Source organism: Sphaerochaeta sp., assembly GCA_022482495.1.
GTDB lineage: Bacteria > Spirochaetota > Spirochaetia > Sphaerochaetales > Sphaerochaetaceae > RUG023.
Map to the genome: position 1 here is coordinate 18,088 of JAKVPA010000007.1, position 23,821 is coordinate 41,908.

Here is a 23,821-nt window from a genome sequence, read left to right on the forward strand (position 1 = left end):
TGGGAGCCTTTGTCCAGCAGATGGAACACCCCGGTCAATTCGGGGCGGGGTTGTACGTCCGTTTGATCTCGATGGGATTCAGCACCCCATCCTGCTCGATCAGGAGGTCAATCTCATGGCCATCCTTGTCCCGGTAGTACCAGAAGGAACATTCCTTAGCGCTGTTCTGATAGATTTTCCGTATCTCGCTCACCACATAGTTCTCAAGGATCGCGCCATTCAGGGCACCGCTTGAGAGCGTCTGGGCGCTTTGATAGCGCGTCAGGTAGGCGACAAGCCCGGTATCCGAGAAGTACAGCTTCGGCGCCTTGATGGCCCGCTTAAGCAGATTATTGGCATACGGGACGAAGGAAGAAGATCCCTGATCCCCCCAGCACCCCGATCCATCGCTTCGCCGTATCATCACTCACCCCGACATCCTTCGCCAAGTCATGGAGGTTGAGGATGTTCCGCCCTTGATCATCCAGGTACATCAGCATGGTAGACTTGCCCACCTGTCGCATCCCGGTCACCAGAATACAGGAATATTCCTTCGTGGTTGCCAGGAACGTGCTTTCCCTATCACGGGTGATGTATGCCATCCCCCCCTCTTTCTGACTAATCTACGATACAATCGTATTTTGGCCAAACACGTTCCCATCGTTAACCGTTCACTCCCCTTTTCCCCTTACTCCATTCCGGGTATACTGGCCTCACTATGGAACGCATCATCATGGACGTGGACACCGGCTTGGATGACATGGTGGCCATCATGCTGGCGGCAGGCTCTCCGGAGCTTGCCATCCAAGGGATCATCGCCGCCGCGGGCAACCAGATCATCGACAAGACGCTGCCCAACACACTGAACGTCGTACAGTTTTTGGGCAAGGATATCCCGGTGTATGCCGGTAGCAGAGGGCCGTTGCTTCGCCCCCAGCAGACGGCGGGCAACATCCACGGAAAAGATGGGCTGGGAGACATCCCCTTCCCGCCCCGGACCAAGAAAGCCGAACCAGGCTACGGCGTCTTCTTTCTGATCGACACCATCATGCGCCACCCCGGGGCGATCACCCTGGTGCCCACCGGACCGATGACGGACATCGCCCTTGCCATGCGCATCGAGCCACGGATCATCCACGCCGTCAAAGAGATCGTCTTCATGGGAGGATCGCTCTCTGGCGGCAACATCACCGAATGGGCCGAGTTCAACATCTACGCCGACCCGGAAGCGGCAAAGATCGTCCTTTCCAGCGGAGCCCCGATGGTGATGCTCGGTCTGGACGCCACGCTTGCAGGTTCAGCTCAGCCCCGCAGCGCCTCGAATCGCTGAAGCAGATCCCCGGCAAGACGGCAAGACAGTTCGGACTGGGCATGGATTTCTACATGGCCACCTGCATGAAGGTCATCCGGGAGTGCCCGGCGATGCACGACCCCTGCGCCATCGCCTATCTTCTCAAACCGGAATTGTTCGGCGGAGAGAACCACGTATTGGATGTGGAGACCACCGACGAACAAAAACGGGGAGAGATTATCGACAAAGGAGTTGGCGGAATGGTGAAGGTCATCACCAAGGTGGATGCCGACGGCTTCTGGCCGCTTCTGGAGCAGTCTCTTCGGAATCTGGGCTGAATCAGATCACCAGCTCATCAAGCGGGGCGCGCGTCTTTGGCGTCTCCGCCACGGCGGCATAGCCGAACGGGATGACCATGGCGACGATCCAATCGGAAGGGGAAAGACCCAACAGGTGGAGCACCTGTTCCCCCACATACCCCTCCAGAGCGCAACTGTCCACTCCCAGGCACTTCGCCCCGGTCATCATGTTGGCCGCGACAAGGTAGCACTGGCTACGTGACCACTCATCCAACCGGCCATCCCGTTTGAGTTCCTGGTAAAACCCACGGAAATCCTCGATCAACGGGCGTGGGATCGCCAAAGCGCTCATAGCGCCTTCGGACGAACGGCCCGTCAGGATCATAGAACTTTCCCGTCCGTGCAAGCAGGACGATGGAGACCGGCGCCTCGGTGACCATCATCTGGTCACAGCAGGCGTGGCAGAGCGCCACACGGTCTTTTCCTTCCACCACATGGAACGCCCACCCTTCCAGACCAAACGAGGACGGGGTCAACTGACCGTAGGAGAGAATCTCTGTGACGATTTCGGAAGGAATGGGATCGGGAAGATAGGAACGGCAGGCGAACCGATGAGCCATCGCGTCAGCGAACACCACGGGCGACCTCCAATGCGACTTCGATCATCCGGCCCATGCCAGGCATCCGCTCTTCATCCTTGAACGATTCCTCGGTGACAAGGTTGTCCGTCATCGTCAGGATTGAAAGCGCCTTCTTTCCCGTCCATGCGGCATTGCAGTACAACGCGTAGGTTTCCATATCCTGGGCCAGCGCTCCCATCCGGGCCCACGCTTTCCAACTGTCCGGGAACGCGTGGTACGAAGAGAAGTACTCGCTGGAGAACACCATCCCTGCATGGATGGAATAGCCCTTCTTTCCTGCCGCATCCATGGCGCCGACAAGGAGACCATAGTCGGCACAGGGGCTGAACGTCCCGTCCAGCCGGTACTGGCCGGCGTAGCCGCCATCGGTGGAGGCGCTCATCGCGGCGATGAGATCGCCCACCTGGATGGAGTTCTGATACCCGCCACAGGTACCGATCCGGATGATGGCATTTACATCGTAGGAGGTGTACAGCTCATAACTGTAGATTCCAATGGAACCTTCCCCCATCCCGGTGGCCATCACCGAGACAGGGAATTCCTTGGAAGGTCCCGGTGTATCCGGGGATTCCCCGGACATCGGAGACCAGCCGGGCATCCTTCAGATACCGCTCGGCCACCATCGTGGCGCGGAGCGGATCCCCCGGGCAGAGGACCACCTTTGCATAGTCCCCCGCCTCTCCCTTGTTATGGGGAGTCATCAGGAAGCTCCCTTGACGTACGGCTTGCCATCCGAGGCCGGCGCGTAGTTCTTGCCGCTGAACAGCACCAGGGCGATCAAGGTGATCAAATACGGGAAGAGGTTGAACACCTCCGTCGGAATGGCCTTCAACGACGGGAAGTTGGTGGCGATGACGGTGAACGCCTGGGCGGTGCCGAACAGGAGCGACGCTCCGGTGACCCCCAGTGGCGTCCAACGGCCGAACGACACGGCCGCCAACGCGATGAAGCCCCGTCCGTTGATCGTCGCCGACGTGTACTGGATCGTCTGGGTCAGCACGACGCATCCGCCGGCCAAACCTCCCAACAGCCCACTGGTCAGTACGGCGATGTAGCGGATCTTCCGTACGTTGATGCCCACCGACTCGGCTGCGGCAGGATGTTCGCCACAAGCGCGCAGATGCATGCCGAACGGCAGTTTGTACAGGATGAACCAGGAGAGGATCACCACGACGGCAGCGATGTACACCGACGGGTACATCCCAATCTTGTCGGTATGCATCCCCAGACGGAACTCTTTGGTCCGGTCGGCGTTGAACAAAATCTGGCTGGCGAAAATCGTCACGCCGGTGGCCAGCAGGTTGATGCCGGTACCGCTGATCGTCTGGTCTGCGTTGAGGTTGATGGCCGCCACGGCGTGGATCAGGGAGAACAGGCAGCCCACCAGAGCGCCGATCACCAGGGCGGTGAAGACGGACAGGTTGTTGGACATGCCGGAAGCTTCCAGAAGCGTCTGGGCCGCAGCCGCGGCGCACCCGCCCAGGCCCATCAGGCCTTCCAAGGCGATGTTGACCACTCCGCTGCGCTCACAGATCATACCGCCGATGGCGGTGATCAGAATCGGGGCGACGATCATCAGGATCGTCGGAATGGATTGCAGGATCTGGTTCATTTGGATGTCACCTCCTTGGCAAGGCGCTTCTTCTCGATGCGCTCCTCAAGCAATTTCAGACCACTGCGAAGCGCGATGAAGACGACGATCAACCCCTGGATGATGAAGGTGATCTCCTTGGGGAATCTGTTTGGACTGCATCAGCGCCTGGGCGTTCTTCAACAGGCCGAACAGGTATCCCGCAACCAGCGTCCCTCCGCCGGTGCAGTTGCCCACCAGGGCGACGGCGATGCCGTCGAACCCGTAGTTGTCCATGCCGGAGATGATCCGTCCGTACTTGAACGAACCAAGGGCGACGATGCCGCCGGCAAGTCCGGCGAACGCGCCGGCGATCGCCATGGCGACGGAAATGCTTTTCACCACAGGAATACCGCTCGCCCGGGCCGCGTCCTTGTTGAAACCGGTGGCGCGCATCCCGTACCCCAGACGGGTCTTTTCCATGATGAACCAGAACAGGATCACCGAAGCGATCATGAAAAACCAGCCGTTATTCAGGAGCGAGCCGTTGGTCACCTTCTGGAAGAACCCGTTGGTCAAAAGCGCCGTCGTCGGGAAGTTGGCCGTCTTGTACGTCGTCGCTCCGGGAAGCTGGAAGCAGATGATCCGGGACAGATACAACGCAATGTAGTTCAACATGATTGTCGAAACCACCTCGCTGACCTCGTACTTTGCCTTCATGATGCCGACCACACCGCCCCAAATGGCACCGACGAGGATCGCCAGCACGATGCAGAGGATCCAGTGGAGTCCGGGGATCTGCGGGCCAAGGAGCGCCACCACCTGGGCGATCGTCATGCCCATGATGTACTGTCCCTTCCCCACCGATGTTGAACAGGCCGACCCGTTCGGCGAATCCCATGGAAAGGCCGCAGAGGATGTACGGCACGGAGTAGTTGATCGTCTCAAAGATGTACCGTACGTTCATCTTTCCGTTGTCCATGTTGTATCCGGTCAGCGCCTGCCAGATCGCCTTGTACATGTTGCCCGGCTTGCGCCCCACGGCGGCGACGAGGATCGTGCCGACCAAAAAGCCCAGCAGAACGACCAGGACGGATACGAACCCGTCTGATTCCAGGAGCCGTTTGCCGAAGCTGACCTTCAGGGTCTTGTTTTCTTCGTTCTCCGCCATCACGCTCCCTCCCGTTTGGAACCTGCCATCATCATGCCGATCTCCCGTTCCGTCACCTCGCCGGAATCATACGTGCCGACGATTGTTCCCTTGCTGATCGTCGCGATCCGGTCACAAAGGTTCATGATCTCATCCAATTCGAACGAGACAAGCAGAATCGCCCTGCCTTTGTCCCGTTCATCCAGAATACGCCGCCGGATGTACTCGATGGCGCCGACATCCAGACCACGGGTCGGCTGGGCCACCAGAAGCACCTTGGGCGACAGGCTGATCTCCCGGGCGACGATCACCTTCTGCTGGTTGCCGCCGGACAGGCTTCCCGCCGTCGTCGCGGCGCCTTCGCCGCATCGGATGTCAAATTCCTTGATCAGCGTCTCCGCCTTGACCTTCATCAACGGGAAGTTCAGGATTCCGTGCTTGCTGGAAAGCGGAGGAAGGTAGTAGCTCTTCACCGCGAAGTTCTCGCTGATGGTGAACTCGCTGATCAACCCATGCTTCTGCCGGTCTTCCGGGATGTGCCCCAGCCCGGCTTCAATCCGTTCCCGTATTTCCTTGTGGGTGATGTCCGCTCCATCCAGCGTGATGGTTCCTGCCTGCACGGGAAGCAGACCGGTCAGACCATAGAGCAGTTCGCTCTGTCCGTTGCCGTCCACCCCTGCGATGCCCAGGATCTCTCCTTGGTGTACGTCGAAGGACAAATCATGGACCTTGGGGTTGCCCAAGGCGTCATCGATCCGCACGTCCTTGACGGAGAGCATCACCTTGCCGGGATGGCAGGGGAGCCTTGTCCAGTTCGAACTTCACCGCCCGGCCGACCATCATCTCCGCCAGATCCTGCTCGGAGACATCGGCCACGTCCACCGTGCCGATCACCTTGCCCCGGCGAAGGACGGTGCACCGATCCCCCACCGCCTTGATCTCCTTCAGCTTGTGGGTGATCAACACGATCGTCTTGCCTTCCTGCTTCAGACGCCGGATGATCTCCATCAGCTCGTCGATCTCCTGCGGGGTGAGCACCGCCGTCGGTTCGTCAAAGATGATGATGTTGGCGTCCCGGTACAGCACCTTGAGGATTTCCACACGCTGCTGCATGCCTACGGTAATGTCCTCGATCAGCGCCTTTGGGTCGACCTTCAATCCATATAATTCGGAAAGCTTGGCCACTTTCTTCTCTGCGCTGGCCAGATCCAGAATCCCATGGCGCGTCGGTTCCATTCCCAGGACGATGTTCTGCGTGACGGTGTAGTTCTGCACCAACTTGAAGTGCTGATGCACCATCCCGATGCCCAGGTCGGTCGCCACGTTGGGGTTCTTGATATGTTCTTCCTTCCCGTGGATCTTGATGGTTCCGCTATCCGCGCTGTACGCGCCGAACAGGATGGACATCAGGGTGGACTTTCCCGCCCCGTTCTCCCCGAGGAGCGCCAGAATCTCCCCTTCCCGCACGTTCAGCGTCACATTGTCATTGGCGACAATGCCGGGGAACGTTTTGGTGATCCCCTGCATCTCAATCGCGTATTGCTCTGCCAAGGTGAGCTCCTTTCTCTTCTACTTTGGGCACGCGCTGCATGCCCAAGATAGGAGAGCGGCATGCAAACGCATGCCGTCCCCGTGAAAATCGATCAGTCGTCCTTGGCTGCAAGACCAGCAGGCACAGCACCCGCGGCCAACGCATCCTTGTACGTTCCGTAAATCTTGATCTTCCCGCTGATGATGTCAGCCTTGGAAGCATCCACAGCCGCCTGCACGTCGGCGGAGAGCTCCGGATTGGCCTTGGAATAATCCACGCCGTCTTCCTTCATGCCCATGGTGACGACGCCACCCTTGAAGGTACCGTCGGCAACCGCTTCCAACGCCATCTTGGTGGAGTTCTCCACACGCTTGACCATACTGGTCAATACGGCGGATTTCTTCCCTTCGTAGATGCCGTCTTCGTACTGGTCGGAGTCAACACCGATGGCCCACACGTTCTTGCCGGCCAAGCGGTATTCCTTCGCCTGGGCGATGGTGCCGTTTCCCGTACCACCGGCAGCGGAGAAGATGCAGTACACACCGTTGTCATACCAGTTCTTCGCCTGGGCTTTCGCCAGCTCCGGCTTGCCCCAGTCGTTGGCGTAGTAGTCAAACACCGTGGCGTTGGGGAACACCGAGCGGATGCCCTGGATGTAGCCCATCTCGAACTTGGTGATCGTCGCGCCCGGCACGCCACCGATGAATCCGAACTTCGGATCGGTGATGCCATCGGCCTTGGCCTGCAACGCAGCGACTTTTCCCACCAGGTACGAACCCTCTTCCTCTTTGTAGATGAACTGCATGATGTTGTCACCGGAGAGCCAGTTGACATCAACAATCATGAACTTCTGGTTGGGGTTCTTGTTGGCGACTTCCTGAACCGCATCGGCAAACGTGAAGCCGGTGGCGCAGATCAGGCTGTAGCCTTCATCGGCGGCCTGCTGCAGGTTCGGGATGTACATATCCTGGGACTGGGCGGTAACCACATCGTAGTACGTGCCACGGCCCTTCGGATTGGCGACGGTGTCACCATAGAAGGCGACAATGCCTCTCCACGCGGCGGCGTTGAAGCTCTTGTCATCAATACCGGTGGCGTCCGTCATCAGACGAATGGTCGGCTTGTCACTGCCCGCTGCTTGTGCGGGCGCCGCTTTTTCCTGACCACCCTGGGCGAACAACGCCGCGGCCATGACCAGGACCATTACAATCGAAGTAATTTTTTTCATGCAATCTCCTCCAATTCGTGATACAAACCGATTGTATTTTAGCACACAAACCCATTTCAGACAGTACAAAAAACGAAAAACCCTGATTCGTCGCAAAACTTTCCCAAGAACGGCAAAACTCACGGGCGCACCCAATGCTTTTTGTTCCAAATGGAACACTTTTCTCTTGCGACTTCTCCGACTTTTCTCTATGCTGTGAGCAGAGGTTCGTATGGATACGACGGTGGAAGCGATGCTTGGCGCAAATGACCTGCTCAGGGAGAGCGGCGTCACCGCCAAAGAGACACAACTGGTATCACTCTGCAGGGGACAGACCATCACCGACCAGTACGGCGGCACGCCGCAGGTATGCCTGGTCGTCAAAGGGACGATCTCCGTCTTTTCCCGTTCGGAGGACGGACACGAAGTGCTTCTGACAGTACAGAAACAGGGAGACTTGTTCGGGGTGAGCAACCTGTTCCTGAAACACTCGCTGGAGACGACGCTGCGCAGCAAGACCAACGCCACGCTCCTGCTCGTCCCCAAGGAAACGCTCCGCACCCACCTGGAGGCGGACATGCACGCCATGCTGGCCTACGCCCGCTTCTGCAACGAGAAGATCCTGTTCCTGCTGGGGCGGCTGGAAGCGCTGACCCCCCGTTCGGCTCGCAGCCGCCTGATCGCCCACATCCTTGCCACAAACAAGGACGGCGTGGCCGTCATCCCCAACAAGGACGCGCTGGCAAAGAGCCTGGGCATCGGACGCTCGTCGCTGTACCGGGAACTCGCCCATCTGGAATGCGCCCGGATGATCACGGCGAAGGACGCAAAAACCTATCTGGTGGATACCGCGGTGCTGCAAGCCGCGTTGAGTGATTTCGATTGAGGTTCGATGAAGGAGTTACCTATGAAAAAAGTAGGAATCGTTGCATTGGTGCTTTTGGCCCTGGTGCTGCCCGTCTTTGGAAACGGCACACGGGAAGAAGGAATCGCGTACGCCACCGAAACCCCGGTGAAGGTGCTGGCCCTGAAGGGCCCCACCTCGATGGGAATGGTCGGCCTGATGGACAAGAGCAAGGACGGGCCGGTGGACTACAATGACTATACGTTCACCCTTGCCGGCGCGGTGGATGAAGTGACGCCGAAAATCGTCAAGGGGAGAGGTGGACATCGCCGCTCTTCCGGCCAACCTGGCCAGTGTGATCTACAACAACACCAAGGGCAAGGTGCAGGTGGTTGCCATCAACACGCTCGGGGTGATCTACATCGTCGAGGCGGGAAACCAGATCCACTCCGTCGCCGATCTGAAAGGCAAGACGATCTTCGCAAGCGGCAAGGGAGCCACCCCGGAATACGGCCTGAACTACGTGCTCCGCGCCAACGGGCTGGAACCAGGGCAAGGACGTGACCATTGAGTGGAAGAGCGAGCACGCCGAATGCGTCGCCGCCCTGGCCACCACGGAGAACGGCATCGCCATGCTGCCCCAGCCGTTCGTCAGCACGGCGATGATGAAGAATCCGAAGATTCCGCATCGCCTTGGATCTTACCAAGGAATGGGAGTCAAAGAGCGAAGGTTCCTCGATGATCACCGGCGTGACGGTCGCCCGCACCGAATTCGTCCAGAACCATAAGGCTGCGCTGGACCGCTTCCTCACCCAGTACGCCGATTCCGTGGCGTTCGTCAACAGCGACAACGCCGCTGCCGCCAAGTTGATCGGTTCGTTCAACATCGTCCCGGAAGCGGTGGCGCTGAAGGCGCTCCCGTTCTGCAACATCGTCTACATCGACGGGGACGAGATGCAGCAGAAACTGTCCGGATATCTTGCCGAACTGTACAAGCAGAACCCCAAGGCGGTAGGCGGAGCCCTGCCGGATGATGCGTTCTACTACCACAAGTAGCAAGACGAAGAACACGCTGACCCGCATCGGGTCAGTGCTGTTCTGGCTCCTCGTCTGGGAGGTGGCCGCCCGAGCCATCGGGGAGGAGATCATCCTCGTCTCCCCGGTCCGGGTGATCACCAACCTGTCCCACATGGTGGTGACGGCCCCCTTCTGGAGCGCCGTCGGCTTTTCGTTCCTCCGGATCGCCGGTGGATTCTTCCTTGCCACCATTCTGGGCATGATCCTTGCCGCTCTGGCCTATGTGGCCACCCCGGTGAGAATCCTCCTCTCCCCTCTGATGAAGGCCATCAAAGCCATCCCGGTGGCCAGCTTCATCATTTTGGTGCTTCTCTGGGTGCCATCGCGGAACCTGTCCATCTGCATCTCGTTCTTGATGGTCTTCCCCATCATCTACACCAACGTGCTGGAAGGACTGGACGCCACCAGTGCGGAACTGATTGAGATGGCCGATCTGTTCCGTATCCCCCCGGCAAAACGCATCACCTCGATCTATCTCTCCCAAGTGATGCCGTTCTTCCGCAGCGCCTGCTCGCTGGGGTTGGGACTTGCCTGGAAGAGTGGCATCGCCGCCGAGGTGATCGGCATCCCGGTCGGCTCGATGGGAGAAAACCTGTACCAGGCCAAGGTGTTCCTGGATACCCCGGATCTGTTTTCCTGGACGTTGGTCATCGTCCTGGTCTCCGTGCTGTTTGAGCACGTGGTGCTCGCCTTGATCGACCGTGCCGTCCAGGCATTGGAGCGCGCATGACCTATTCCATCACCCTTACCAAACGCTTTGGAGAGCATGTGATCTTCCAGGACAAGCATGTGGAAATCCAACAAGCTGCCGTCACGACGATCGTCGGCCCGTCCGGTTGCGGCAAGACGACGCTCCTCAGGATGCTGATGGGCTTCGAGGATCCTGACGACAGCGACATCGCTTCGCTCTCCGGCCTCAGGCTTTCCGCAGTCTTCCAGGAAGACCGTCTGTGCGAGAACCTCTCCGCCCTTTCCAACATCCGCCTGGTCTGTCCAGACAAGGCAAAGATTCTCTCCGCCCTGGACGCCGTCGGTCTGACCGGTTCGCTGAAACAACCGGTCCGGGTTTTCTCCGGTGGCATGAAGCGGCGCGTCGCGTTGGTCCGGGCGCTCCTTGCCGACTACGACCTCTTGCTGCTTGACGAACCGTTCAAAGGGCTGGATCAGGAAACCAAGGAAGGGGTGATCGCCTTCACCCGGAAGATGACCACCGGCAAAACGGTGCTCCTCGTCACCCACGACGAGCGGGAAGCGCAATTGATGGGCTCCGTCTCGACCGTTACCCTTCCCTGAACAACAACTCTTCTGATAAGCTGGTTGCATGACAACCCGCAAACCCATACATCGTTTTGGATATGATTTTCTCCCGGAGGATGAGTATCGCTTTCGTGATACTCAGGTAACGGCTCGTCCATGGCGCCATCTCACCGCAAAGGAACAAACCATCCTCATCCAGCGTGGAAACCAGTGCCCGGATTGGAATGACTTCCTGGTCACCGACCCGTTCGACCCGGCGTGCATCACCTCCTCGACGTTCTACGGGCTGGTCCGGCTCGGCCCGATGGAACAGGCGCTCCTCCAGTACCACGACCTGGCCATCCCCGAGGGCATCACCGACTCGCTGGTCATCGCCTCGGACATCGGCGCGCACTCTGCCATCTCCCACTGCCGCTACCTCTCCCACTACATCATCGGAAACCAGGTGATCATCCACGACGTCTCGGAGATGCAGACGACCGACCACGCCAAGTTCGGCGTCGGCATCGTCAAGGAAGGGGAAGAGGAATCGGTGCGGATCACCATCAGCGTGATGAACGAGGCGGAAGGACGGGACATCCGCCCATTCGTCTCGATGACGACCTCCGACGCGTGGCTGTGGGCCAAATACCGGGACGACCTTCCGTTGATGGCGTCGTTCCAGAAGATGACGGACCGCTCTTCCGACCTTCACCGCGGCTGGTACGGCACGGTGGGCGACGGCGCGGTGATCAAAGGAACCAGGATCATCAAGGACGTTGCCATCGGCCCGTCCTGTTACATCAAAGGCGCAAACAAGCTGAAGAACCTGACCATCCTCTCCCGGGATGACGAGGCCACCCAGCTGGGGGAAGGGATCGAACTGGTCAACGGCATCATCGGCTACGGCTCCCATGTATTCTACGGGTGCAAGGCGGTGCGGTTCGTGCTGGGGGACCACTGCACGCTGAAGTACGGTGCCCGGCTGCTCAACTCGGTACTGGGGGACAACTCCACCGTCAGTTGCTGCGAGATGCTCTCCAATCTGATCTTCCCCGGCCATGAGCAGCACCACAACAACTCGTTCCTTATCGCCGCCTGCATCAAAGGCCAGTCCAACATGGCAGCCGGCGCCAACATCGGCAGCAACCACAACTCCCGGGGCGCAGACGGCGAGCTGGTGGCGGGCCGCGGCTTCTGGCCCGCCCTGTCCAGCACGCTGAAGTACGATTGCACGTTCGCCTCCTTCACGTTGATCACCAAAGGCAACTACCCCCACGAGCTGTCCATCCCGCTTCCCTTCTCTCTGCTCTCTTCGGACACCACACGGGACGAACGGCTGGTCATGCCGGCCTACTGGTGGATGTACAACCTGTACGCCCTGGAGCGCAACAGCTGGAAGTACATCGCCCGGGACAAACGGAAACACCCACGGCTGTTCTACGAAACGGAATATCTCGCCCCGGATACCGTCGGGGAGATCCAGAACGCGCTGGAACTTCTGGCCCGATGGACCGGAAAGGCATGGGGGGAACAGATGGATATTCCCGGTCCTCAATCCCACGGAAAAAGGAACCGAACTCCTCAATGATCCGGACAGCCACGTGGACCAGCTCTCCGTATACGGGGAAGGAATGGAATGCTCCTCCACCCCGGTCAGGATCATCAAAGTGCAGGAAGGATGGCGCGCCTACCGCACCATGCTGGCCTACTACGGCATGAAGACCCTCTCCGAGTACCTGGCCCCCCGGCAGGAAAGCTTTTCCGCCTATGACGCAATGACGCCATCAGAGGTGGCCGGATGGACCAATGTCGGCGGACAACTGGTTCCAAATGACAAGCTGGAGACCGCGAAAGAAGAGATCCGCAAGGGAACCATCACCACGTGGGATGATCTGCACCGCCGCTACGAGGCGTGGCACGCCTCCTATCCCGCAGACAAGGCCCGCAACGCCATCACCGTGCTCCGCACCCTCATCGGCAAGGAGCATTTGGAGACAGCGGATTGGGATCGCCTGTGCGGCCAGCTTCCCCAGTGCCGGGCGACCATCGAAGAACAGGTGTTCCTGACCAAGGACAAGGATTACCAGAACCCGTTCCGGATGGTCACCTACGCCACCACGGCGGAACGGGATGAGGTGCTTGGCTCAGTCAACGACAACCCGTTCGTCAGGGAAAGCAAGAAAATGTCCGAGCGGCTCATTTCCCAGATGGAGACGGTCCGCCAGCGTTCGTAAGCCGAGGCAGGAACACCATTGCCAGTGCAAAGACGACCAGCGTGGCGATCCACGCCACCACGTCGCTCTGCGTGATGCCGGCGAACAGAAAGCCGACGATGGCGCACACGAAGACGGTGACGGCATACGGCATCTGCGTCTTCACGTGCTCCAGATGAGGACATCCCGCACCGGTTGAGGAGAGGATCGTCGTATCGGAGATCGGAGAAGCGTGGTCGCCAAAGACGGCGCCGGAAAGCACCGCCCCGACGGCGATCAACGTGGCGTTCAGCACTCCGTTTCCATCCAGGCCTTTGGCCTGTGCCAGCCCGATGGCGATGGGCATGACGATGGGGATCATGATGGCGAACGTTCCCCAGGACGTACCGGTGGAGAAGGCGATCAACGCGGACAGTCCTACCGAAATCACCGGCACCAGCGCACTGGGGAAGCCTCCCCCGACCACCACGCCGGAGAGCCATTTGCCCAACGCAAGTCCGCCATCTTCCGGACTGCTCTTGATGATCGTCCCGATGGTCCATGCCATGGTGAGGATGATCAAGGCGGGAACCATGCTCTTGATACCCTCAATGATGGCGTCCGACGCCTCCTTCAGTGAGAACAGGCCCCGGATGAGATAGTAGATGTACGTCACGGCCAGCGTGATGACCACGGCGTAGAACAGGGCGTAGGACGCGTCCGTCCGGTTGAACGCCTCCCCCAGCGTCATCGTCGCCCGCGCTTGGGCGATGGTGAGGATCGCTACTCCGTCACGAGCCTGCATCCACGTGGTCAGCGGAAACAGCGTCACCGCCGTGATGATCAACAAAATGATGGGAAACAACATGTCAAACGAACGGGCTTTCGCCACGTTCCCATCCCCCAGGATTTCCACTTCCCCGGGAGCCGGGCCATAGGAATCGTTGTACAGCTTCCCCATCTCCTTGGCGTAGGCGACACTCTTGGCCATCGGCCCATAGTTGCGTCCGGTGAGGATGATGACCAGCACCATGATCAACGTCAACAACGCGTACAGGTTGTACGGAATGGATTTGATGAAGAACGTCAGCTCGCTGACCCCCAACTGGGAGAATCCATCGCTTCCCTTGACGATGGACATCACGGTGACCACCCAGGAGGAGACCGGAGCCAGGATACAGACCGGAGCGGCCGTACTGTCCAGGACATAGGCCAGTTCCGCCCGGGGGACCTTGTTCTTGTCGGTAATGGGACGCATCACCGTCCCCACCGCCAGACTGTTGAAGTAGTCATCGATGAAGATGACGATGCCGAACAGCCATGCCATCAACAGGGACGAGCGCTGGGTGTGCAGCCTCTTCGCCGCCCACCGGCCGAAGGCACGCGCGCTTCCCGTCCGGGACAGCATGCCCACCAATCCGCCCAGCAACGCGCAGAACAGGAAGATTCTGATGTTCCACCCATCGTTCAGGGAACAGGCAAGCAGATCGGTCAGATTGACCACTGCAGTGAATGGATTTCCCCCGGCGACGATCAACGCGCCGCTGAAAATGCCCAAAAACAACGAGACGATCACATCCTTGGTCACAAACGCCAGCGTGATCGTCAGGATCGGAGGCAACAGCCCCCAGGCTCCAAACGTTTCCATAGGTACCTCTCGTGATTTCCTCCGTTACCTTACCATAGAAAACGCCAGGCGTACAGAAAAAAACGAACAGAATTGTTACCGGAATAACAAAGAAAAAACCGGTCAGACCCGAAAGCCCGACCGGAACCAAGATCAATGCACGAAAACCTTACGTCGTGCCAAGTGAGAAGCGGACGGAAAGCGCATCAACACTCTTCGTGCTTCCCGTATACTGCTGTCTCCAGTACGACGCGTCGATGTGGAAGATCAACAGGTCGAACCCGACGCCGATGGACTGATACCCCTGGGCGATGCCGTAGCGGAGGTCAAGGAACGAAAGCACCCTTGCCTGCACCCCGGCGTACACATGATACCAGAACGGACTCGCATCAGCGTCAATGCCACCAAGATCCAGCACATCCACCGTCAACGTCGGCTGCAAGAAATTCCCCAGTCCTCCAAGAGGCGGTTTCCATGTCAGACCCGCATCAAAGGCATAACCATCGTCGTAGGTGTAGTTCTTCGCCCCTGCCGTATAGAGAACTTCTGGACTGAAATTATCAACATAAGACTGCAGGTTGTCATACACCGTATAGGTGAACTTCCCGTTGAAGTTCCGACCTACGGCACTGACCTTGAAACCAAACGGCATGTTGACATTGACCCCTGCCTTGATGGGGAACGCATAGCCTGCGACCAACGGGATGTCAGTCATGTAGTCTTTGTTCCCCATGGCAAGATCGGTAAAATCCCCTGCCTTGAGCTTCTCAGAATACATCCGGTACACGAACTGCCCGCTTGCCCCAAGATCCACGGAGAACATGTCCCCGATTGGAATCCGATATCCGAAGCCCAACGTCACCGCCGCCGTCACCTGAGCAACATAACTACCGCCGGTGTAACTGGAACCGGGAAGGTAGCCGAACAACCGTTGCTGTGCCTGGACCGCAAGTCCCATGGGACCTGCTGCGAGATTGAACCCAGCGTCGATGCGCTCCACTTCGTTCTGTCCGTTGGAGAGCGTCATCAACAAATCATTGACCACCGATGTCAAATCATTGCTGTCATTACTGGCCATGTAGGTCTGCAGGTCATCGAAGAAATCACCTTCCAACAGATTCTTCACGTTGAACATCGTGACGGTTACCGTCGGCAAGGAAAGTTTGAACTTCATCGTCCCAAGGTTCGCCGGGTTGGACAGGAAACTGTCTGAATACCCTTCCATCCCCAGCGACGCGCCACCAAGTCCGGTTGTCCTTACACTGGTTGCCGCATACGGCTCTGCGGTTAATGCGTAGGCCAACACGGAAGGTTGATAGGTATTCGCATCTCCCGCTGTAGAAGCAGCGAATGCCATACCCACCACGGAGACCAACAAGATACCAATCAATACGGTTTTTTTCATCATTTTCTTGCTCCTTCTGTGTCCCCCGTTACTCATCAGAACCGGAGGAGAACAAATCATCGATCAGATCATCAGTCAGATACTCACCGACCTGTGAGATTCCGATACCCACCGAATTCATGGAGCGAGCTACGCCCAGGGCGGCTTTGAGGCGCGTCTTGGCCTCTTCATCCACCGTCGGCAACTCCGGATAGACGATCGCATCACTTGCCGTCAACGTCCCACTTACCAACTTGGGATTGTTACTCAAGAAGGTTGTCACGGTGGTATAGGCATCATTTCCATACAACGAATTTGCTTCCGTAAACACCACTGACAGCAGATACGTCACCAACGTATTGGCGTCAATGCCCAATGTATCTTCATCAAATCCTTTGCCCTTTAACGTAGACAAACCGTAGATATCAATGGGAGCCATCCCCAACTGCATCGCCGCACGATACTGGGATTGGCGGGCGACAAAAGCATCCCACACATCTTCTGTGATAGAATAAACTCCTTCCGTCTTCTTCACTCCCATCGCGGAGAAGATCTTCGGCGCGATGGCGTTGATGGTGGAGATGTAAGAGGATGCATCCGTGAGGGAAACCGTTCCCCTGCTTCTTCCCGCAGAACGGGAAGAGGTGAATCCCGCAATCAGATCACCCAGATTGACTCCCGACATGAAATCACTGTTGGTGCTGCTCAACGCCGCCGTTGCTTTGGCCACCGTCGTCGCCTGGTCGATCAGATCCAACGCAGCCTGGATGGACGCGGAATCCGAAACATCCACACTGGTCAACGTGGAAGCAGCCTCAGCGATCAGATTGCTCATCGCTTGGGCAACCACCACATCGCCTTGGGTCATTTCGCCATCTGGAACAGTGTTCAGTGCCATGGAAGACAACAAAGAGGAAACAACTCTTTGTGTGGCTTCATCCATTCCAGAGGTAGAAAGGGAATCCTGAATTGCCGCAATGGTATCATTGACCACCAGGATCGTTCCATTTACCGCTGCTTGTGTATTCTCATCCTCTACCGCAGTACTCAGCGACGCCTTCAATGCCGCAGTAGAACTTTCATCCGCCAGCGCAGAGCTGAGGTTATTGGTCAATGTCGTGGTATCGGTTTGCGGGGCAAGGTAGGTTGTCGCGGTTGTGGTTACCGAGAGGGCAGTCGCACCTGAACCAATGGTTACCGTTGCAGAGACCGATTCACTCGCTCCAGTACTTGTTGAAGTCGCGGATGTCGCCACACTCGCCACCGCATCAACACTGGCGGTATCCACCGTGCTGGGGACCAGGCCATTTTCTTCGTAAATGTTGGTGGACATTCCTCCCATGAAAGAGGAAAGTTTGGTTCGAAAATCACTATCACAGGAAACGAACAACCCTGCGGCGCATGCAATCCCAAGAAGGGAAACCAGTATCCGTTTTCTCATAAACCACTCCTTCTATGAGACGTTTCGATGAGAGAAGGCGGACGCCCTCGTACACAATCCTATACGAGGAAGCTCGAAATGTCGAGGATTCCCCCATCATTCTTCCCCTTTTTCACATAAAAAAAGAAATTGTGAAGTTTTATTGATACAGATGTAGCTTTATCGAATCCTTCCCAACGACCCATTGGAGAGCGCCTGCTCCACTTCCCTGGCATACGGGATGGAAGGAGAAGCTCCCGGGCGTCCGATACAGACGCTACTTGCCGCCGTAGCGAAGGAGAGGCAATCCTTCACCGGCTCTTTCTTGGCGACACCGGCCAGGAAGAACCCGATGAACGTATCCCCCGCCGCCGTGGTGTCCACCACCGGCGCGTCCAGGTACGTCCCCATCTGGATCACCCCGTCCCCATCCTGGTAGAGCAGCCCCTGCTTCCCCAACGTCAGCACGATGGTGGTGCGGGGATACTTCCGTCTGAGTTCCGCGAGGATATCCGGGAACGACTGTTTCCCGCTGAGGGCGGCCCCCTCCACCTCGTTGACGAACAGCCAGTCGACCAAATCCAGCGGATAACCCTTCACTTCTTCATCCATCGGAGCGGCATTGAACGCGATCCGCATTCCCCTCTTGTGGGCAGCCTCCATGGCGTAGCCCACCAGGTTGACCTCGTTCTGCAGCAAAAGCACGTCATCCGGCCCGAAATGGGAAACGGCGGAATCAATGTATGCAGTGGTAAGCGCCTTGTTGGAACCCCCATACAAAAGGATGCAGTTCTGTCCGTTGTGGTCGACTTCGATGATGGTATGCCCGCAGGTCACCGGTGAAGTCTCCATCAACGAGACATCCACACCGCTTTCCACCAATGCGTCGCGGAGCATCTCCGACCCCTCGCCGAAGAATCCGGCATGGTACACCTCGCACCCCGCTTTGGCGGCGGCGATGCTCTGGTTCAACCCTTTTCCGCCACAGAAAACATGGAGACCCAACGAAGACTTGGTCTCCCCCGGCTTGAGGAACGCATCCACCGCATAGGTGTGATCCACATTCAACGACCCGATATTGAGGATTTTCATGCCACGAGTGTAGCACGAAAAACGGAGGGCGTGCACCCTCCGTTTCGGATTATCTTGTTCGTTGTCGTGTTATCCGCTTATTTGGAGAATACTTCCAGACGCTCGGACATCGGCAGCTTGTCCTTCGGCTCGGCCGTTTCATGCGGCTGACCAAACGGCATCTGCGCCAGCAGCTTCCAGGAGCCGGGAACCTTCCATGTCCGCTTCACCTGGTCGTCGATCAAGGGATTGTAGTGCTGCAGGGAAGCGCCCAAGCCAATGTTGGCAAGACCGATCCAGATGGCGTACTGCAACATGCCGTTGGCCTGCTGCGCCCAAACGGGGAAGTTGTCCTTGTACAGGGCGAACTGATCCATCAGATTCTGGGTGACCGCCGTATCCTCAAAGAACAACGCCGTGCCGTACCCGGCCTTGAACGCGTTGATCTTCTCTTCCGTCTGGCTGAAATGCTCCGCCGGAACAATCTTGCGAAGGGTTTCCATCACGATGTCACCCCACAGCCTGTCGTGGGCCTTCACCGAACAGCAGCACGATACGAGGGCTCTGCCCGTTGAACGCCGAAGGCACATAGGTCAAGCGCATGTTCGATGACCCCTTGGATCTCTTTCTGGGAGACAGAGATGTCTTTTCCGATCGCATAGATGGAGCGACGAGCTTCCATCGCCTGATTTAATGTATGATTAGCCATGTTATATACCTCATTCTCACCCAAGATAGCATATTTTGGGGCGAGCATCCATCAATCGGCCGTACCAGGCACGCTTCCCAGCCACATGGCCTGCCGGGCGAACAACTCGGTGAACTCCTGCACGACGTTGGAAACGGTCTGCAACGTGAACGCCGCATCGTTCTCCTTGCTCGGATTCACCTTGAGGTATTGCTGGTGGGCGTGCTCGATCATATCGAACAACGTTCCGGTGTATGGATGGATTTCCGGAGGGGTGGGATTCTGCAGAAGCAGACGGATGAAATACCACTTCAGACGCTTCTCGTAGCGCATATGCTCACGGATCGTCCCGGTGAAGGTGACGTTGTGGGGATAGGTGAACGCGTCCGTCGTGTAATGGCAGAGCTTTCCCAGATAGTAGAACGTCTTGATGTCGCTCTCCCCGGTGTACAGCAGATTGAACGTCAGATGTTGGATGGTACCGCATACATTGCGGTAGTTGTGGCCACGGAACCGTTCAACCGTCTTGAAGCCTCTCAGATAGGTGACGGGATTGTAATCAGGTTCGATGGAACCCAATTTGAAGAAGAATCGGCGCAAGGGGGATTGATCCCGCATGAACCATGATGCGAGGTACCGGCCAAGAGCCCAATGACAGAGCATTTTCATCGTCGAACCCCTCCTGCTCTTTATAGCGGAATTTCCTGTTTCATGTAAACAACAATCACGATGTTTTGTCATGTCATTTTTGCCCTTTGGTGATGAATTTCATTCATTTTTCATGAAAGGAGACGTGCACTCTTTTGTGATTTTTCCTTGCTTTCACAAAATCTTCCGTCTTCACAAACCAACGCCTTGCTGGCTATGATGACGATGGTGGGATGCATATGAAACGTGGCTTCGTCGTACTGCTCTGTGTGCTTCTCTCAGCGACTATCTTTGCGGGCAACACCACGAAGAAAGCGGAGACGCCCCAACAAGACATCCTGATCTCCATCGCCGTCCAGAACGGACCGGTGGAATTCACCGTGCCCTCCACCCAGACGACCCCACGCCAGACATCCTGCCATTTCGCCACGGTAATCCACGCGATTCTTCCCCACACTGGTCGGATCGCGCAAGAAAAATCCCGTTCCCGCCGTACCATCGCGTTGGTGACGGATCATACGCTGTACCGGCAGGAGAGCGGGTCCATACGTTCCCCTACCTCCATCGTTTCCTGACGCTCTTTTTTGGCTTGGAAGGGATACGTCTGTCCGTATCCATCATTTCGGCATAAGGAAACAATTCATGCAAACTTCAAGAGAGGCCCGGTTCTCCCGATGGCTCGTTGCGAACCATCTGGTGCCGGATACCGTGCATTGTACGGGAAAGGAACGCTTTCCCGAATGGCTCAGGGTCATCAACCACTGGGCGCACAAGATCATGCTGTACGTGGCGGAGATCGCCCTGGCCATGATGGTGGCCATCGTCTTCATGACCGTCATTCTTCGCTATTTCTTCAACACCGGCATCGGCTGGGCGGAGGAAGTACCCCGCCTGCTGGTCACCCTTTTCGCCTTCCTGGCCTGCGCCATCGGGGTGCGGGACCACATCCATATCTCGGTGAACGTCATCTACAATCTCTGCGGTCCCAAAGGCAAGTGGTGGTTCGACAAGTTCTCCGACAGCGCCATACTCTTCTGCGGGCTGTACATGCTGCTGTATGGAGGAGCGCGGATGATCAAGATGGCGGGTCTGCCAGGAACGCTTCCCATGACCGGATGGCCGGTCTGGATCCAGTACCTGCCTGTGCCCCTGGCGGGATTTCTCATCACCTTTGACTCGATCCTGTTCCTCTCCGGCGTCCTGAAGAAGGATGACCTGCTGTACAGCGAACAGGAAACGGATTACGTCGCGCTGGTCAAAGAACAGAAAAACCAGGAGGCCTCCACATGAGCATTACCGGACTTTCCGCACTGGTGTTGATGGGCGGCTTCTTCCTTCTGATGTTCCTCCACATCCCGGTGACCTTCGCCATGTTGATCGCCACCGTGGCTGCGGCAGCCCTCAGCGGACTGAACATCGCCACCCTGCTCTCCCCGATGCTGGATGGGGTGAGCAACTTCTCCCTGCTGGCCATCCCGTTCTTCATCCTGATGGGTGAGATCATGAGCGCCGGCAAAATCTCCGACCGGATCGTCGACCTGGCCAACCTGATCGTCGGCCGGTTCCGCGGAGGCCTGGCCTACGTCAACGTCCTGGATTCCACCTTCTTCGGCGGCATCTCAGGCTCGGCGGTCGCCGACGTATCCTCACTGGGGTCGGTCGTCATCCCGTTGATGGTCAAACAAGGATACAACCCGGAGTTCACCGTGGGACTGACCGTCACCACCGCCTGCCAAGGCGTGTTGATCCCTCCCAGCCACAACATGGTCATCTACGCGCTGGCAGCCGGAGGCGGCGTCTCCATCGCCCACATGTTCATGGGAGGCATTCTCCCCGGCCTCTGGCTGGGATTCTGCTTCATGGTGTACTGCTACTTCGCCGGGAAAAAATACAACTTCCCCAAGGGGGAGGTCATCGGACCGAATGATTCCGTCCGATGGGTCCGCATCCGAAAGAGTCCGGCGGGCACCAAATGGTCCAACACCCCGGATCCGGAAAGCTGGCGGATCCTTGCCAACCCGAAGTTCACCTGCACGGTAGGCAAACGGATGGGCATCGTCATCAACTCGGTGCTCCCCATGCTGATCATGGTGATCATCCTGGTAGGAGTCGGAGCCGGCATCTTCACCGCGACGGAATCAGCGGCCGTGGCGTGCGTCTACGCCTTCGTCCTTACCTACTTCATCCTCCGCTCTGACCGGATCAGCCATTTCCCTCAGGTGCTGAAGAACTCATTGAAAACATTGGCCACCGTACTCTCGTTGATCGCCACAGCCAAGGCGTTCGCCTTCATGATGACCTCGCTCCGCATCCCGGAGATGATCACCAACGGCCTGTTGACCCTGACGGACAACCGGACGCTGCTGCTGCTGATCATCAACCTGATGCTCCTGGTGCTGGGTTGCTTTATGGATATGGCCCCGCTTATCATGATCATGACGCCGATCCTCTTGCCGGTGGTCACCGGACCGATCATCCACATGAACCCGGTGCACTTCGGCATCATGTTGATCTTCAACCTGGCCATCGGGCTGTGCACGCCTCCGGTGGGCACGGCACTATTCGTCGGATGCGCCGTCGGGCACACCAGTCTGGAGAAGACCAGCAAAGCGACGTTGGGACTGTTCGGAACGATGGTGTTCGCCTTGATGGTCGTCACCTTCGTTCCCGGCTTCACCACGTGGATTCCGATGGAACTGTTCGGTTCCGTATAAGGAGGGGATATGCGATTTTTGCTTGAAGGCATCCAGGCGACGACAGGCGGGGACCTTGTCATGTACGCCGTCGGATGTATTCTGATCTTCCTGGCCATCAAGAAGAACGTCGAGCCGGCTCTGCTGCTGCCGATGGGCTTCGGGGCCATTCTGGTCAACATCCCACTCTCCGGCGCCGTCACCCAGACGATTGCCGGACTGGGCCCGGTGGAAGGAATCCTGGACTGGTTGTTCAAGGTGGGCATCCATGCGTCTGAGGCGATGCCGCTCCTTCTGTTCATCGGCATCGGCGCGATGATCGACTTCGGACCGCTTCTATCCAACCCGAAGTTGATCCTCTTCGGCGCGGCCGCCCAGTTCGGCATCTTCGCCACCATCACCTGTGCCGCACTGTGGGGCTTCTCCCTTTCCGACGCCGCGTCCATCGGCATCATCGGAGCGGCGGACGGCCCGACGGCCATTCTGGTCAGTCAGGTACTGCACAGCGCCTACGTCGGCCCGATCGCCGTGGCGGCCTACTCGTACATGGCTTTGGTGCCGATCATCCAGCCGATGGCCATCAAACTGGTGACGACGAAGAATGAACGGCGCATCCGTATGCCGTACAATCCTCAGTCCGTCTCCAAGACGGCCCGGGTTCTGTTCCCCATCATCGTCACGATGATCGCCGGCTATGTGGCCCCATCGTCCATCAGTCTGGTCGGCATGCTGATGTTCGGGAACCTGCTCAGGGAATGCGGAGTGCTTGACTCGCTCTCCGACACCGCCCAGCACGCGTTCTCCAACAGCATCACGCTGCTGTTGGGACTGACCATCGCCAGTACGATGAAAGCGGAAGCGTTCGTCAACCTGCAGACGGTGATGATCCTCGCCCTGGGCTTGCTGGCGTTCGTGTTCGACACGATGGCCGGATGCCTGTTCGCCAAGTTCCTCAACCTGTTCACCAAGAACAAGATCAACCCGATGGTCGGGGCGGCGGGAATCTCCGCCTTCCCGATGTCGGCGCGGGTCATCCAGAAAATGGGGTTGAAGGAAGATTCACAGAACCACCTGTTGATGCACGCCGTGGCGGCCAACGTAGCCGGACAGATCGGCTCGGTCGTCGCCGGAGGCGTCATCCTCTCGTTGGTTCCCCGATTCCTCTAGGAGGCACATATGGATACGGTACACGCATCCCTGATATTGATGGGAGAAGGCATGGCGGCAATCTTCGTCGTCATGCTGTTGATCCTCGCCGCCATCAAAGTGA

22 protein-coding genes and 5 pseudogenes are annotated in these 23,821 nt (G+C 57.8%); 12 read left to right on the forward strand and 15 right to left on the reverse strand.

What is annotated here, in order from left to right; translation table 11 throughout:
* Window positions 1-34 precede the first annotated feature (34 nt).
* Window positions 35-403: a DUF4143 domain-containing protein gene (locus LKE28_08405; protein ID MCH3908246.1), complete on the reverse strand. Its 369-nt coding sequence runs from the start codon at window positions 401-403 to the stop codon at window positions 35-37.
* Entirely contained in the window at window positions 330-581 is a 252-nt protein-coding gene (locus LKE28_08410; GenBank protein MCH3908247.1) for a hypothetical protein, read from the reverse strand. The genes LKE28_08405 and LKE28_08410 overlap by 74 nt, the downstream gene beginning before the upstream one ends.
* 170 nt (window positions 582-751) lie before the next feature.
* Between LKE28_08410 and LKE28_08415 the strand changes: the two are divergent.
* A pseudogene (locus LKE28_08415) lies at window positions 752-1,608 on the forward strand (nucleoside hydrolase).
* 1 nt (window position 1,609) lies between these two features.
* On the opposite strand, the pseudogene LKE28_08420 reads toward LKE28_08415, so the two are convergent.
* The 7 genes and pseudogenes from LKE28_08420 to LKE28_08450 form a co-directional block, all read right to left on the reverse strand.
* A pseudogene (locus tag LKE28_08420) lies at window positions 1,610-2,189 on the reverse strand (nitroreductase family protein).
* A 4-nt stretch (window positions 2,190-2,193) separates the two neighbouring features.
* Window positions 2,194-2,733: a purine-nucleoside phosphorylase gene (locus LKE28_08425; GenBank protein MCH3908248.1), complete on the reverse strand. Its 540-nt coding sequence runs from the start codon at window positions 2,731-2,733 to the stop codon at window positions 2,194-2,196.
* Window positions 2,687-2,911: a hypothetical protein gene (locus LKE28_08430; GenBank protein MCH3908249.1), complete on the reverse strand. Its 225-nt coding sequence runs from the start codon at window positions 2,909-2,911 to the stop codon at window positions 2,687-2,689. Before LKE28_08430 ends, LKE28_08425 begins: the two co-directional genes overlap by 47 nt.
* Window positions 2,911-3,822: an ABC transporter permease gene (locus LKE28_08435; GenBank protein MCH3908250.1), complete on the reverse strand. Its 912-nt coding sequence runs from the start codon at window positions 3,820-3,822 to the stop codon at window positions 2,911-2,913. The genes LKE28_08430 and LKE28_08435 overlap by 1 nt, the downstream gene beginning before the upstream one ends.
* Window positions 3,819-4,951, reverse strand: a pseudogene (locus LKE28_08440) (ABC transporter permease). The gene LKE28_08435 and the pseudogene LKE28_08440 overlap by 4 nt, the downstream one beginning before the upstream one ends.
* A pseudogene (locus LKE28_08445) lies at window positions 4,951-6,457 on the reverse strand (ABC transporter ATP-binding protein). Before LKE28_08445 ends, LKE28_08440 begins: the two co-directional pseudogenes overlap by 1 nt.
* Before the next feature lie 116 nt (window positions 6,458-6,573).
* Window positions 6,574-7,689 carry a BMP family protein gene (locus LKE28_08450; GenBank protein ID MCH3908251.1) on the reverse strand — a complete coding sequence of 372 codons (1,116 nt, stop codon included), beginning with the start codon at window positions 7,687-7,689 and terminating at the stop codon, window positions 6,574-6,576.
* A gap of 211 nt (window positions 7,690-7,900) precedes the next feature.
* Between LKE28_08450 and LKE28_08455 the strand changes: the two genes are divergently transcribed.
* The 7 genes and pseudogenes from LKE28_08455 to LKE28_08485 all read left to right on the forward strand — a co-directional run bounded on the left by LKE28_08455 (window position 7,901) and on the right by LKE28_08485 (window position 13,062).
* A complete protein-coding gene (locus LKE28_08455) occupies window positions 7,901-8,554 on the forward strand; it encodes a Crp/Fnr family transcriptional regulator (GenBank protein MCH3908252.1) in 654 nt (217 codons plus the stop codon).
* Between the two features lie 277 nt (window positions 8,555-8,831).
* Window positions 8,832-9,083: an ABC transporter substrate-binding protein gene (locus tag LKE28_08460; protein ID MCH3908253.1), complete on the forward strand. Its 252-nt coding sequence runs from the start codon at window positions 8,832-8,834 to the stop codon at window positions 9,081-9,083.
* Window positions 9,073-9,300, forward strand: coding sequence for a hypothetical protein (locus LKE28_08465; protein MCH3908254.1), 228 nt, complete (start codon window positions 9,073-9,075; stop codon window positions 9,298-9,300). Before LKE28_08460 ends, LKE28_08465 begins: the two co-directional genes overlap by 11 nt.
* Window positions 9,251-9,568: a hypothetical protein gene (locus tag LKE28_08470; GenBank protein ID MCH3908255.1), complete on the forward strand. Its 318-nt coding sequence runs from the start codon at window positions 9,251-9,253 to the stop codon at window positions 9,566-9,568. Before LKE28_08465 ends, LKE28_08470 begins: the two co-directional genes overlap by 50 nt.
* The gene (locus LKE28_08475) at window positions 9,543-10,319 is read left to right on the forward strand and encodes an ABC transporter permease subunit (GenBank protein ID MCH3908256.1); all 777 of its coding nucleotides are present in this window, start codon (window positions 9,543-9,545) and stop codon (window positions 10,317-10,319) included. Before LKE28_08470 ends, LKE28_08475 begins: the two co-directional genes overlap by 26 nt.
* Window positions 10,316-10,882, forward strand: a complete 567-nt coding sequence (locus LKE28_08480) for an ATP-binding cassette domain-containing protein (GenBank protein MCH3908257.1) — start codon at window positions 10,316-10,318, stop codon at window positions 10,880-10,882. Before LKE28_08475 ends, LKE28_08480 begins: the two co-directional genes overlap by 4 nt.
* Window positions 10,883-10,910: 28 nt before the next feature.
* A pseudogene (locus LKE28_08485) lies at window positions 10,911-13,062 on the forward strand (DUF4954 family protein).
* On the opposite strand, the gene LKE28_08490 reads toward LKE28_08485, so the two are convergent.
* The 6 genes from LKE28_08490 to LKE28_08515 all read right to left on the reverse strand — a co-directional run bounded on the left by LKE28_08490 (window position 13,025) and on the right by LKE28_08515 (window position 19,879).
* Window positions 13,025-14,668: a Na+/H+ antiporter NhaC family protein gene (locus LKE28_08490; GenBank protein MCH3908258.1), complete on the reverse strand. Its 1,644-nt coding sequence runs from the start codon at window positions 14,666-14,668 to the stop codon at window positions 13,025-13,027. The pseudogene LKE28_08485 and the gene LKE28_08490 sit on opposite strands and share 38 nt — an antisense overlap.
* A 148-nt stretch (window positions 14,669-14,816) precedes the next feature.
* Complete coding sequence (locus LKE28_08495; GenBank protein MCH3908259.1) at window positions 14,817-16,055, reverse strand: hypothetical protein; 1,239 nt, start codon at window positions 16,053-16,055, stop codon at window positions 14,817-14,819.
* A gap of 25 nt (window positions 16,056-16,080) precedes the next feature.
* A complete protein-coding gene (locus tag LKE28_08500) occupies window positions 16,081-17,364 on the reverse strand; it encodes a hypothetical protein (protein MCH3908260.1) in 1,284 nt (427 codons plus the stop codon).
* A 267-nt stretch (window positions 17,365-17,631) separates the two neighbouring features.
* A complete protein-coding gene (locus tag LKE28_08505) occupies window positions 17,632-18,543 on the reverse strand; it encodes a ribokinase (protein ID MCH3908261.1) in 912 nt (303 codons plus the stop codon).
* A 77-nt stretch (window positions 18,544-18,620) separates the two neighbouring features.
* Window positions 18,621-19,025 (reverse strand): nitroreductase family protein, encoded by a 405-nt coding sequence (locus LKE28_08510; GenBank protein ID MCH3908262.1) that lies wholly within the window; start codon window positions 19,023-19,025, stop codon window positions 18,621-18,623.
* A 257-nt stretch (window positions 19,026-19,282) separates the two neighbouring features.
* Complete coding sequence (locus tag LKE28_08515) at window positions 19,283-19,879, reverse strand: zinc dependent phospholipase C family protein (GenBank protein MCH3908263.1); 597 nt, start codon at window positions 19,877-19,879, stop codon at window positions 19,283-19,285.
* Between the two features lie 218 nt (window positions 19,880-20,097).
* Between LKE28_08515 and LKE28_08520 the strand changes: the two genes are divergently transcribed.
* The 4 genes from LKE28_08520 to LKE28_08535 all read left to right on the forward strand — a co-directional run bounded on the left by LKE28_08520 (window position 20,098) and on the right by LKE28_08535 (window position 23,718).
* Window positions 20,098-20,433: a hypothetical protein gene (locus tag LKE28_08520; protein MCH3908264.1), complete on the forward strand. Its 336-nt coding sequence runs from the start codon at window positions 20,098-20,100 to the stop codon at window positions 20,431-20,433.
* A gap of 67 nt (window positions 20,434-20,500) precedes the next feature.
* Window positions 20,501-21,148 (forward strand): TRAP transporter small permease, encoded by a 648-nt coding sequence (locus LKE28_08525; GenBank protein ID MCH3908265.1) that lies wholly within the window; start codon window positions 20,501-20,503, stop codon window positions 21,146-21,148.
* Window positions 21,145-22,572, forward strand: coding sequence for a TRAP transporter large permease (locus LKE28_08530; GenBank protein ID MCH3908266.1), 1,428 nt, complete (start codon window positions 21,145-21,147; stop codon window positions 22,570-22,572). Before LKE28_08525 ends, LKE28_08530 begins: the two co-directional genes overlap by 4 nt.
* Before the next feature lie 9 nt (window positions 22,573-22,581).
* The gene (locus tag LKE28_08535) at window positions 22,582-23,718 is read left to right on the forward strand and encodes a sodium ion-translocating decarboxylase subunit beta (GenBank protein ID MCH3908267.1); all 1,137 of its coding nucleotides are present in this window, start codon (window positions 22,582-22,584) and stop codon (window positions 23,716-23,718) included.
* Window positions 23,719-23,821 lie beyond the last annotated feature (103 nt).